The sequence below is a fragment of the Streptomyces sp. HNM0645 genome, from assembly GCF_030056615.1.
Classification (GTDB): domain Bacteria; phylum Actinomycetota; class Actinomycetes; order Streptomycetales; family Streptomycetaceae; genus Streptomyces; species Streptomyces marianii.
The window spans coordinates 138,467-151,134 of record NZ_JASHLT010000009.1 but is presented as its reverse complement, the minus strand read 5'-3'; the positions used below and the strand labels follow the sequence as shown (position 1 = coordinate 151,134).

Sequence of the window (12,668 nt, the reverse complement as noted above, 5' to 3'; positions counted from 1 at the left end):
TCGTTCCCGGACATGTGGCCCCCCGCAGGCCCCGGAGGACCGGGAGAACGGCCGCTGCGGCGGGTGGACGCCCCCCGTGCGGACGCCACCGGCGCCGACCGCGACGACTACCCCTTCGCCGTCGCGGGCACAGCGGCGGCACTGCTGGACGGCGCCGGTACCGTCGTGGCCCTGACGCCGGCCGCCGAGGTGCTGCTCGGCCGGCGGTCCGCGGACGTCTGCGGGAGGCCCGTACGGGAGCTGCTGGCAGACGTGGGCGGCTGGGAGGCCCTGCTCTCGCAGCGGACCGGCGTGCCGAAACGGGACGAGGCGCCGGATCCGGCCGGCACGACGGCCACCGGCCGGGGAGAGCAGGCATCGGACCCGCCGGCGGGCTGGGAGGGCCGGGTGACGCTCCGGCACGGCGCCGGACACGACCTGGAGGTCGGCTTCGGCGTTCTTCCCCTCGACCCGGGCCGCGGCGACGGCACGGCCCGCTTCCTGGTCGTCGGTGCGCCCGCCGACGCTCTCGTGCGGTGGCGGCAGGACCGCGCCCTCACCCGGGAGCTGTTCCTCCAGGGCCGGGTGGGGCTCGCCCTCTTCGACGCCGGACTGCGGCTGCTTCGGACCAATACCCACCTGCTGCCCTATACGGGCGTGCCCGTCGATCTCGGTGGCCGGCGCCTCGGGGACTTCCTCCGCGCCGAGGACGCCGACACCATCGACGCACAGCTGAGGGAGGTCCTGCGTACGGGCGCCCCGCTGATCGGCTTCAGCACCGCCGTGCGCACCCTGGCCGACCCCCTGGGCGGCCGGGAACTGTCCTTCTCGGCGTTCCGGCTGCTGGAGTCCGACGGCCGCGCGATGGGCGTGGCGACGGTCTTCACCGATGTCACCGACCACCAGCGGGCCCGCGGCCGGCTGGAGCTCCTGTACCGCGCCACGGAGGCGCTGAGCGGATCGCTCTCGGTCATGCGCACCGTCGAGGACCTGGCGGAGGTCCTGGCACCCGCGCTCGGGGACCACGCCGCCGTGGACCTCGCGGAGACCGTGCTGACGGGCGGCGAACCGCCGGCGGACGGCCGGCACACGCTGGTGCTGCTGCGGATGGCCGTCGCCGGGGCGGAGGCCGGCGTACCGCGGACCGGCACGGCACACGTGGAACCGATCGACGCCCCTGACGGGCGGGACCCCGGGGACCTCGCGGGCGACGGCCGCGGTGTGCTGGTCACCGGACTCGGCCGGGACGCTGTGCCCCCGGGCGGTGCGCCGGAGTGGACGGCCGCCGTACCGGGCGCCCACTCGGCGATGGCCGCCCCGCTGCGCGCCCGGGGCGTCATGTTCGGCAGGCTCCTGGTCTGGCGCACCGCGCACCGCCCGATCCTGGACCTGGACGACCTGGCGTTGCTGGAGGAGATCGCCGCACGGGCCGCGCTCGCGGTGGACAACGCCCGCCGCTACACGAAGGAGCGCCGCACCGCCGTGGGCCTCCAGCGCAGCCTGCTGCCGCCCGCGACCTGCGAGCGGCCCGCGCTGGAGGCGGCCGGCGCCTATCTGCCGGCCGACGCCGACAGCGGCGTGGGCGGAGACTGGTTCGACGTCATCCCGCTGTCCTCGGCCCGGGTCGCCCTGGTCGTGGGTGACGTGGCCGGTCACGGACTGCACGCCACGGCCATGATGGGGCGGCTGCGCAGCGCCGTACGGGCGCTGGCCGATCTCGACCTGGAACCCGAGGAACTGCTCGCGCACCTGGACGACCTGGTCCTCCAGGTCGCCGCCGAGGCCGAGAGCGAGGAGCCGGGCAACGGGGACACCGGCATCCCCCTTCCCGGCGGTCCGGCCGGCGCCACCTGCCTGTACGCCGTCTACGACCCGGTGGCCCGGAGTTGCGTCATGGCGAGCGCCGGGCATCCGCCGCCCGCGGTCGTCGCGCCGGACGGCACCGTGGACTGGGTCGACGTGAGCCCCGGCCCGCCGCTCGGTGTCGGCGGCTGGCCCTTCGAGGCCGTCGAGCGCGATCTGGCGCCGGGCAGTGTCCTGGCCCTCTACACCGACGGCCTGATCGAACGCGGGGAGGGAGACATCGATGAGGGCATGCGGGACCTGGCGGACCGGCTGATCCGTGCGGAGGTGGTGGAGCGGCCGCTGCGCCACGCCCGCCACGACATCGTGGCGGACCTCCCGCCGGGCCGGCTGAGGGACGACGTCACGCTGCTGCTGGCCCGTACCCGCGAGGTGCCCGCAAGTTCCACCGCCACCTGGCTGCTCGACGCCGATCCCGCCGTCGTCTCGGACGCGCGCCACCTGGTCCTGGAGCAGCTGACCCGCTGGGACCTCGACGAACTCGGCTTCACCACCGAGCTGATCGCCAGTGAGCTCGTCACCAACGCCATCCGCTACGCCGGCGGTCCCGTACGCCTCCGGCTGATCCGGACCGACGCGCTGACCTGCGAGGTCTCCGATCCGAGCAACACCCAGCCCAGGATGCGCCGGGCCCGGACGTCGGAGGAGGGAGGCCGCGGTCTGTATCTCGTCGCCCAGCTCTCGCGCCGCTGGGGCAGCCGCTACACCAGAGAGGGGAAGACCGTCTGGTCCGAGCAGCCCCTGCCCCTCGTCCTCGCCGGCCACTCACCGTGAGACCGTGGGCCGGCGGTAGTCCGCCGGCTGTGGGGCGGGCCACTGTCGAGAGGGGAGCCGCACCGAGATATCTTGATGTCGAGCAATGTTGCAGACGTGGAGAGCGGAGCACCCGGTGAGTGACTCGACCATCATCTACACACACACTGACGAGGCCCCGGCCCTGGCGACGTACTCGTTCCTGCCGGTGATCCAGGCGTATGCCTCGACGGCCGGAGTCGCCGTGGAGACCCGGGACATCTCGCTGGCGGGGCGGATCATCTCCCAGTTCCCGGAGTACCTGGAGGAGGGCCAGCGCGTCGACGACGCCCTCGCCGAGCTCGGTGAACTGGCCAAGACCCCCGGCGCCAACATCATCAAGCTGCCGAACATCTCGGCTTCCATCCCGCAGCTGAAGGCCGCGATCGCCGAGCTGCAGGAGCAGGGGTACGCGCTGCCCGCCTACCCGGACGACCCGAAGACCGACGAGGAGCGCGACATCCGCGCCCGCTACGACAAGGTCAAGGGCAGCGCGGTCAACCCCGTGCTGCGCGAGGGCAACTCCGACCGCCGCGCGCCCGCCTCGGTCAAGAACTACGCCAAGGCCCACCCGCACCGCATGGGTGCCTGGACCTCCGAGTCAAAGACCAACGTCGCGCACATGACCGGCGACGACTTCCGCTCCACCGAGAAGTCCGCCGTCATCGCCGAGGACGGCACTCTCCGCATCGAGCTCGTGGGAGACGACGGCAGCACCACCGTGCTGCGCGAGTCGGTCCCGGTGCTCGCCGGCGAGGTCGTCGACGCGTCCGTGATGCGCGTGGCCGTGCTGCGCGAGTTCCTCGGCGAGCAGGTCGCCCGCGCCAAGGCCGAGGACGTGCTCTTCTCCGTGCACCTCAAGGCCACGATGATGAAGGTCTCCGACCCGATCGTCTTCGGCCACGTCGTGCGGGCCTTCTTCCCGAAGACCTTCGCCGAGCACGGTGAGGCCCTCGCCTCGGCCGGCCTGACCCCGAACGACGGTCTCGGCGGCATCCTCAAGGGTCTGGAGTCGCTCCCCCAGGGCGACGCGATCAAGGCGTCCTTCGAGGCCGAGCTCGCCGAGGGTCCCGCCCTGGCGATGGTCGACTCCGACCGCGGCATCACCAACCTGCACGTGCCGAGCGACGTCATCGTCGACGCCTCGATGCCGGCGATGATCCGCACCTCCGGCCACATGTGGGGCCCGGACGGCCAGGAGGCCGACACCCTCGCCGTCATCCCGGACAGCAGCTACGCGGGCATCTACCAGGTCGTCATCGACGACTGCCGGGCCAACGGCGCCTTCGACCCGGCGACCATGGGCTCCGTCCCGAACGTCGGTCTGATGGCCCAGAAGGCCGAGGAGTACGGCAGCCACGACAAGACCTTCGAGGTCGCGACCACCGGCACGGTCCGCGTCGTCGACACCGACGGCAACGCCGTGCTCGAGCAGACCGTCAGCGCCGGCGACATCTTCCGCATGTGCCAGACCAAGGACGCACCGATCAAGGACTGGGTCAAGCTCGCCGTCACCCGCGCCCGCGCCACCGGCGACCCGGCCGTGTTCTGGCTCGACGAGGGCCGCGCGCACGACGCCCGGCTGATCGAGAAGGTCCGCCGGTACCTGCCGGAGCACGACACCGAGGGCCTGCAGATCGAGATCATGGCCCCGGTCGACGCGATCCGCTTCTCGCTGGAGCGCATCCGCCGCGGCGAGGACACCATCTCGGTCACCGGCAACGTGCTGCGCGACTACCTGACCGACCTGTTCCCGATCCTGGAGCTGGGCACCAGCGCCAAGATGCTGTCGGTCGTCCCGCTGATGAACGGCGGCGGACTGTTCGAGACCGGCGCCGGCGGCTCCGCGCCGAAGCACGTCCAGCAACTCGTCAAGGAGAACTACCTCCGCTGGGACAGCCTGGGCGAGTTCCTGGCGCTCGCGGTCAGCTTCGAGCACCTCGCCACCACGACGGGCAACGCCCGCGCCCGGATCCTGGCCGACACGCTCGACCGTGCGACCGGCACCTTCCTCAACGAGAACAAGTCGCCGAGCCGTCGTCTCGGCGGCATCGACAACCGCGGCAGCCACTTCTACCTGGCGCTCTACTGGGCCCAGGAGCTGGCCAGGCAGACCGACGACGCCCAGCTCGCCGAGGCGTTCGCCGCGCTGGCCAAGACGCTGACCGAGCAGGAGGGCACCATCGTCGACGAGCTGATCGCCGTGCAGGGCTCGCCCGCCGACATCGGCGGCTACTACCAGCCGGACGCGGCCAAGGCCTCGGCGGTGATGCGCCCGTCGCAGACCCTCAACCAGGCGCTCGCGACCCTCGGCTGAACCCTGGGGAGCAGGGGCGTCCTCCCGCGCGGGGACGCCCTCGTCCCGGCGGCCCTCCGCCCCGTCCGGTGCACGACCACCGGACGGGGCGGACCCGTTGGCGGCCCCGGGAGCCGCAGCGGGGCCCGCTCCGCGTGCGCCGGGGAACCTCGCGGTGTCCGGCGTCCTCCCCGGCGCCGCGGCGGTGCCGGCCGGCGTCCGCCCGGGGCGCTTACGGGACCGCCGCCCCCGCCGGAGCCCGCTCAGCCGTTCCCCGCGTCGGCGTCGGCCTTGACCATGTCGGCGCACTTCTCGCCGATCATCATCGTCGTGATGCACGGGTTGACCGTGGTGAGCAGTGGCATCACCGAGGCGTCGGCCACCCGCAGGCCCCGTACGCCCTTGACCCGCAGGCGCGCGTCGAGCGGCGATCCCGGATCGTCGTCGCCGCCCATCCGCACCGTGCCCGCAGGGTGGTAGACGGTGTTGTGGGTCGCGCGCACGTAGGCGAACAACTCGTCGTCGCTCGTGGTGCCGGGCCCGGGGGCGAGCTCCGCACCGGCCCAGTCCCTCATCGGCGTGCGGGAGACGATGTCCCGTGCCAGCCGCAGCCCGTACGTCATCACGCGGATGTCGTGCTCGTCGGTGAAGTACCGGGGGTCGACCAACGGCTTGTCGCGGAAGTCCCGGCTGCGCAGCCGGACCGTCCCCAGCGAGCGGGCCCGGGTCACGTTCGGCGTCAGCGAGAAGGCGTTGTCGGACGTGGGGTAGCCCTGCCGGTAGGTGTTCAGGTCGAAGGGCACGGAACCGTAGTGGAACATCAGGTCCGGGCGGTCCAGGCCGGGGACGGTGTCCGCGAAGATGCCGATCTCCCACCACTGGGTGGAGGTGGTGACCATGGGCCGCTTCGCCTCCCACATGATCACTCCCTCCGGGTGGTCCTGCAGATGGGAGCCGACGCCGGGGGCGTCCACCCGGACGTCGACCCCGACGTCCCGCAGATGTCCTCCCGGGCCGATGCCCGACAGCATCAGCAGCTTGGGCGAGTCGATCGCCCCGCACGCCACGACCACCTCACCACGGGCGGTCACCACGGAGGTGTGGACGGTGTCCGGCTCCAGGTACTCGACACCCGTGCACCGGCCGTCGGCCGAGAACAGCAGACGCCGTGCCCGTACCCCGGTCCGCACCTCCAGATTCGGCCGGTCGGCGAGCACCGGGTGCAGATACGACACCGACGCGGACGAACGGGTCCCGTCCGGGCGGGCGTTGATCTGGAACCAGTTGGCGCCCCGTACCACCGTCGTGCCGGCGTTGAACGGAGTCGTCGGGATGCCCGCCTCGGCGCAGGCCTCCAGCAGGGCCCGCCCGCAGGGGTCCCTCGGAGCTACCGTCCGCAGCCGCACCGGGCCGGAACGTCCGTGGTGCTCGCCGGGCGCGTCGTTGTTCTCCAGCCGCCGGTACAGCGGGAAGCAGTCCGCGGCGCTCCAGCCGGTGCAGCCCGCCGCCGCCCACTCGTCCAGATCCTCCGCGGGCGCCCAGAACGCGATGCAGGAGTTGTGCGACGAACAGCCGCCGAGGACCCTCGCCCGGGCATGGCGGAGGAAACTGTTGCCGTTCGCCTGCGGTTCGACCGGGTAGTCCCAGTCGTATCCGGACTCCAGCAGGGCCATCCAGCGCTCCAGCACCAGGATGTTGTCGTCGCCCACGTCCGAGGGGCCGGCCTCCAGCAGGCAGACGCTGACGTCCGGGTCCTCGCTGAGCCGGGCGGCGACGACGGAGCCGGCCGTGCCGCCGCCCACGACGACGTGGTCGAACTCCGGCGCGGACAGAGGTGAGGCCATGGCATCTCCAGGTCGTCGGGAGCCGTCGGGCCGTGTCCGGACGCGTCCGGGCGTGCCTGGAGGACTCGTCAGGAGCCGCCGGACCAACGGTCGGCGCGGACTCGTACGCGTGCTCGGCGAGCACACCCGTCTTGTGGCGCCGGACGAATGGGCTCCGGCCCGTACCCCCGTTCCGCGGTCGAAGAGTCGTCGCGGCGGCCCGGGCCCGACGGGTCCCTGGGGTACGGGGCCCGTCGCGCGTACGCCGTCATGCGAACCACCTCTGCGGGCGCGGTGCGAGATTGCGCCAGATGTGCTTGGCCTCGAGATACTCGGCCAGGCCGGCCAGGCCGAGTTCGCGGCCGAACCCGGACTGCTTCATCCCGCCCCACTCCGCCTGCGGGACGTACGGATGGAAGTCGTTGATCCACACCGTGCCGGCCCGCATCCTCGAAGCCACCCGGTGGGCCCGCGCCGGATCCCCGGTCCAGACGGCTCCCGCGAGCCCGTAGACCGTGTCGTTGGCGAGCGCCACAGCCTCCTCCTCGTCGCGGAACCGCTCCACGGTCAGTACCGGGCCGAAGGACTCGTCGCGCACCACGGTCATGTCCGGGGTGCACTCGTCCAGCACCGTCGGGAGGTAGTAGAAGCCGTCGGCGAGCTCCGGGTCGTCCGGTCGGGAACCACCGCAGCGCAGGACCGCGCCCTCGGCGAGACCGGCTGCGACGTACGCCTCGATCTTCTCCAGGTGCCCGGCGGAGATCAGAGGGCCCGCGCGGGCGTCGTCGTCGAAGGGCCCGCCGAGCCTGATGGACTCCGCCTGCTTGACGACCTCCGCCACGAACGCGTCGTGCAGACCCTCCTGCACCAGTAGGCGTGCCCCGGCCGAGCAGACCTGGCCGGAGTGCAGGAAGACGGCCGTCGCCGCGTAGTCCACCGCCGCCTCGAACTCCGCGTCCGAGAACACCACGTTCGGGTTCTTGCCGCCGAGTTCGAGCGCCACCTTCTTCACCGTCGGCGCTGCGGCCGCCATGATGCGACGGCCGGTGACCAGGCCGCCCGTGAACGACACCATGTCCACTCTGGGGTCCTCGGTCAGCGGAGCCCCGACGGCACCGCCCGCGCCCAGCACCAGGTTGGCGGCGCCGTCGGGCAGCCCCGCCTCGGTGAGCAGCCGCATCAGCATCACCGCGGTGTGCGGGGTCAGTTCACTCGGCTTCAGGACGAACGTGTTGCCGGCGCCGAGGGCCGGGGCGACCTTCCACGACGTCTGGAGCAGCGGGTAGTTCCACGGAGTGATCAGCGAGCAGACCCCGACGGGCTCGTGGACGACCCGGCTGTCCACGTCCGGCAGTCCGGCGTCGACGACCCGGTCGTGGCCGCCCGCCGCCACGAGATGGCCGAACCAGCGGAAGCACTTGGCGATGTCGTCCATGTCGTATGCGCTCTCCACCAGCCGCTTGCCCGTGTCCAGCGACTCGGCGCGGGCGAGTTCGGCCTTGTCGCGCTCCAGCAGGGCGGCGGTTCGCAGCAGCAGTTCGCCGCGTTCGACGGCCGGGGTGCGGGGCCAGGGGCCGCTGTCGTAAGCGTCCCGGGCGGCGGCAACGGCGGCGGAGACGTCCTCCGGTCCCGCCTCGTCGACGGTCGCCACCAGTGTGCCGTCGGCCGGACAGCGGATCTCCCGCTTCCGCCCGCCGGCCGCGGCGGTCCAGGTACCGCCGATGAAGAGCTCGGGCATGTGGGGCCACCTCCGGGTTCGGACGGGCGGGCGTACCGGAGCGCTTTCCGAGTTGTGCGGTTCTTCGCGTTTCTTCTGCTTCGAGGCTAGAGAGCCCGGGCCCGCTCTGCACCGCGAGCGTGCCCGACGCCCGGAAGGCGCCACCCCGGGTGCCCGCACGGGCACCCAGGGTGTGCGCACCTGGGGCTCGTCCGTGCTCCTCCGCGGGTCCCTTCCCGGCTGCCGTTCGCCGTGCTGGGCCGCCCGCCCAAGATCGGTGCTGTCAGTGGGCGCCGCTAGGTTCAGTCGTGTCCCGCCGGCCTCACTCTTCCGGCAGGGACTTCCCGTGCTGTGCGAAGGAGATGGGTGCGTTGTCCGACTGGGAGAAGCGGAGCGCGGCGCGCTTGGTGGCGCCCGCGCGACCGCGAAAGCTCGCGAAGGTCCCGTTCGTCGAGCTGGCCGACGGACGCCTGCAGGGCGTGGTGTCCAGCGGCTCGGACATCGAGCGGGTCTATGTGTCGTCGGTCGAGGCGGGCACGTACGCGTTCGCCTGCAGCACGAACAACAACCGGCCCTGCGGCGGTGCGCGCGGCTCGTTCTGCAACCACATCCGGGCCCTGGTCGGCGAAGCCGTGCTGCAGTACGGTGCCGAGCGCGTCGCCCGATGGCTGAGGGTCGACACGGGGGACGAGGAGCCGACGGCGGCCGGCGTCACCGCCGCCATGACCGCCACCCGCCCCGCGCAGGCGGAGACGAAGACCGCTGCTCCCGTGTTCAGTCGGTTCCTGCGCCACCTGGCCTACCTCGAACTGACCCCCGGCACGGCGCCGTTGCCCGAGATGCAGTGGTTCCCGCAGGCCAGGGCGGTGGCGTGATGCGCACCGCCCTGCTCACCGATCCGGTCGACGGGCTCGACGAGGCCCTGGCCGCCGTGGACGCCTTCGACCGTGCTCTCGTCGGCGGACTCCACCGTCCCCAGCCCGCCCAGGCCGCGGGTCTGGCCGGACTCGCCGACGCCGTGGCGGGCACGCCGCTGGCCTCCCGGGCCGCCGAGGCGGCCGGGAAGGCAGCGGCCGGGGCCGCCGGTGAAGACCAGTTCGTCGCCCTGGCCGCAGCCCGGACTGCGCTGCTCGGCTCCGTCCACGACGCGCTCGTCACCCGGGTCGACGAGGCGACCGGCCGTCCACGCATCGAGGAGACCGCGCCCCCGCCCGCCCAGCGGCAGTCGGCGAACCTGTCGGCCGCCGCCCGCTCCTGGCTCTCCGACGTGGCGCGCGCCGGATGGCAGGGCATCGACCACGAACTGGTCTCCGGGGCCGCCCAGGTGGTCTCCGCGATGCTCCCCGACCCCGCACTGCGCAGGCCCGCGACGCTCCTGGACGGCTTCGCCGCCGAACTCGCCGCCTCCTGCCCGGGGGCGACGCTCGAACGCGTCCCCGTGCGCCGCTGGGCCGACCTCTGGTCGCGGGCGATGCTGCTGACGCTGCCCGGTGCGGCCGAGGTGGCCACGCCCGGTACGGCCACCGGCAGGCTGCTACCGCTCGGCGTCGACGTCCACGAGCACGCGACCGCCGCGCAGGCCCAGGTCCACGCGGTGTTCGAGCCCGCGGACGGCACTGCGCCCCGGCTGGTGCGCGCCGCCGTGTCCGTGCCGAAACCGGACACGGTCGTGGGGGCGGGCGTCTGGCAGCTGCTCCGTCCGCACATGACGCTGCTGGCGGCCGTGAGCGAAGGGAGCTCGATGGATCTGTCCGGTATGCCGATCACCGCGGAGGGCGACCTGATCTGGGACGACGAGCGAGCGCGCCCGGGTGGGCCCGCCGATGCCTTCGCCACCGCCCGTGTCGCCCTGGCCGCGGCCACGGCCACGGCGGCCGCACCGCCGGACCGCCACCCGGCGCGTATCGCCGAGCCGGTGTTCCTGGAGGGATACACCGTACGCAAGGACGACGGCGTACTGTTGTTCGAGGTCGCCGGGCACCCTGTGCTCGTCGACGCCTGCCGCGTTCCGGCCGCGGGCCCGCTGACGCCGGAGGCCGTCGAGGCGTCGGGCGCGTGCATTGGGCTGCTCCGTTGGGACGCCGGGGTGTTCAGCGTCCAGCCGCTCGCCGTCGAGACGACCGTGCGGAAGAGGACCGCGGCGGTACACGGCGGGGCCTGGGCCGGCGGTACCACCGACAAGGCCGGCCTCAGGGCGGAGAAGGCCGCCACCGATGCCGTGAAGGTGCTGCGCGAGCGGGCGGGGAGGCTGCTGCGGAAATGACCGAGCAGACGACCGCACCCGAGCACAGGGACCGGCACGCCGAGGCGGACGCCCACGACAACCGCCGCCAGGTCCTCTACTGGCGGCTCCTCGCCCGCCTCTTCGACCGCGACGAGCAGACGACGCTGGAATCGGCGAGCCTCGCCGTCGTCGAGGACATCGGGCTGCCGCCCGCGCTGCTGGACCCGCAGGTGTCCGTCGACTCCGTCGTGCAGCGACACCCGGAGCTGGCCGCCGAGTTCGACGGGCTGATGGTGCCCCGGCCCGATGGCGGAGCGGGCCCTGGACCCGTTCACCGGCCCGGTCCCGGCGCCGGGACCGTCGACCGGGCCGACGGGGGGTCCGCAGAGCCCGGGCCCCCGTCCGCGGCCCCGTCCGCGCCCGAGCAGGAGGCCCCACCCGCCACCGGCAGCGGTTCCGCGGCGGCCGGGCACGGAGCCGGCACCGTACCCGAGGCGGGGTTCCCGGCGGGATCCGGAACCGGTTGCGCGCCCGTGGCAGGGTCCGGTACCGGAACCGGTTCCGGTTCCGCGGCGGCCGGAACCGCCACGGGCCCCGCAGCCGTACCCGAGGCGGACGACGCCGGCGGGGGCGGCGCGGACGGACGCGACCGCGCCGCCGAAGTGCGCCGCGCCGCACTGGTGTCGAAGGTGCTGCTCAACGTCTTCTCATCCGGATCCGGCACGGTCACCGCCGGGGAGCTCTCGCGCTGGCAGTCCGACGCGGGCTGGCTGGAGCGTGCGCTCGGCTGCCGGCCCGGTGAACTGCGCGGCGGCCGGACCGGCAACGGCACGGCCGGCCGGGGCGTCAGCCCCATCGGCACCGGTGGCGGTGGGGCGCCCGATCTCAGCAGGCTCGTCCCGGCGATCGGCCCGGAACTCGGCGCCATCGAGGCCGACCTCGTGCGGCGGATGCAGCTGCGCGAAGTCCTCGCCGATCCCCGGCTCGCCTCGCAGCTCACCCCGAGCATGTCGCTGATCGAGCAGCTGCTGCGTGACAAGAACAACCTGTCCGGTGTGGCGCTGGCCAATGCCAAGGCCCTGATCCGCCGCTTCGTCGACGAGGTCGCCGAGGTGCTGCGGACCCAGGTGGAGAAGGCCACGGTCGGTGCCCTGGACCGCTCCGTGCCGCCGAAGCGCGTCTTCCGCAACCTGGACCTCGACCGCACGATCTGGAAGAACCTCACCAACTGGAGCCCGGAGGAGGAGCGGTTGTACGTCGACCGCCTCTACTACCGGCACACCGTGCGCAAGACGACGCCGCAACGGCTCGTCGTGGTCGTGGACCAGTCCGGCTCCATGGTCGACTCGATGGTCAACTGCACCATCCTCGCCTCGATCTTCACCGGGCTGCCGAAGGTGGACGTCCATCTGATCGCCTACGACACCCAGGCCCTCGACCTCACCCCCTGGGTGCACGACCCCTTCGAGACCCTGCTGCGCACCAACCTCGGCGGTGGTACGGACGGCACGGTCGCCATGGCGCTGGCCCAGCCGAAGATCGCCGAACCCCGCAACACCGTCGTGGTGTGGATCTCGGACTTCTACGAGTGGCGGAGCGAGCAGCTCTTCGAGTCCATGGCCGCCATCCATCGGTCGGGGGCCAAGTTCATTCCCGTCGGTTCGGTGACCAGCTCCGGCCGCGGAAGCGTCAACCCCTGGTTCCGGGAGCGCTTCAAGGACCTCGGCACACCGGTCATATCCGGTCACATACGCAAGCTCGTCCACGAACTCAAGACGTTCCTCGCCTAAGGGCTGTCCCGCCCCGGTCCCCACGAGAGGCGCGGCCGGCAACCGCCCCGCAGCCGTCACTCCCGCTCGCGGGCCGTGCCCACCCAACCGGCCGCGGTGTCCTCTGCCGGGACACACCGGCCACGCCGACCTCTCCTCGGGCCGACCTCTCCTCCGGCTGACCCGTCTGCACGCTCCCACGTCT

Annotated in this window: 7 protein-coding genes; 5 read left to right on the top strand and 2 right to left on the bottom strand. The window is 72.9% G+C overall.

Features of this window, described 5'->3' with window-relative positions:
- Positions 1-12: 12 nt before the first annotated feature.
- Both QMZ92_RS08185 and QMZ92_RS08180 read left to right on the top strand, forming a co-directional pair.
- Complete coding sequence (locus QMZ92_RS08185) at positions 13-2,616, top strand: SpoIIE family protein phosphatase (RefSeq protein WP_502962010.1); 2,604 nt, start codon at positions 13-15, stop codon at positions 2,614-2,616.
- A gap of 115 nt (positions 2,617-2,731) precedes the next feature.
- Positions 2,732-4,951: an NADP-dependent isocitrate dehydrogenase gene (locus tag QMZ92_RS08180; RefSeq protein WP_283296559.1), complete on the top strand. Its 2,220-nt coding sequence runs from the start codon at positions 2,732-2,734 to the stop codon at positions 4,949-4,951.
- A 242-nt stretch (positions 4,952-5,193) separates the two neighbouring features.
- On the opposite strand, the gene QMZ92_RS08175 is transcribed toward QMZ92_RS08180, so the two are convergent.
- Together QMZ92_RS08175 and QMZ92_RS08170 are read right to left on the bottom strand one after the other, a co-directional pair.
- Positions 5,194-6,774, bottom strand: coding sequence for a GMC family oxidoreductase (locus QMZ92_RS08175; RefSeq protein ID WP_283296558.1), 1,581 nt, complete (start codon positions 6,772-6,774; stop codon positions 5,194-5,196).
- Positions 6,775-7,021: 247 nt separating this feature from the next.
- Positions 7,022-8,491, bottom strand: a complete 1,470-nt coding sequence (locus tag QMZ92_RS08170; protein ID WP_283296557.1) for an aldehyde dehydrogenase family protein — start codon at positions 8,489-8,491, stop codon at positions 7,022-7,024.
- A 341-nt stretch (positions 8,492-8,832) separates the two neighbouring features.
- Here QMZ92_RS08170 and QMZ92_RS08165 point away from each other — a divergent pair, with 341 nt between their 5' ends.
- Genes QMZ92_RS08165 through QMZ92_RS08155 form a run of 3 tightly spaced genes read left to right on the top strand, consistent with a single transcriptional unit; the run spans position 8,833 to position 12,484 of the window.
- Entirely contained in the window at positions 8,833-9,345 is a 513-nt protein-coding gene (locus QMZ92_RS08165) for a hypothetical protein (protein WP_283296556.1), read from the top strand.
- Positions 9,315-10,733 carry a hypothetical protein gene (locus QMZ92_RS08160; RefSeq protein ID WP_283296555.1) on the top strand — a complete coding sequence of 473 codons (1,419 nt, stop codon included), beginning with the start codon at positions 9,315-9,317 and terminating at the stop codon, positions 10,731-10,733. The genes QMZ92_RS08165 and QMZ92_RS08160 overlap by 31 nt, the downstream gene beginning before the upstream one ends.
- Positions 10,730-12,484, top strand: coding sequence for a vWA domain-containing protein (locus QMZ92_RS08155; protein WP_283296554.1), 1,755 nt, complete (start codon positions 10,730-10,732; stop codon positions 12,482-12,484). The genes QMZ92_RS08160 and QMZ92_RS08155 overlap by 4 nt, the downstream gene beginning before the upstream one ends.
- Positions 12,485-12,668: the final 184 nt, after the last annotated feature.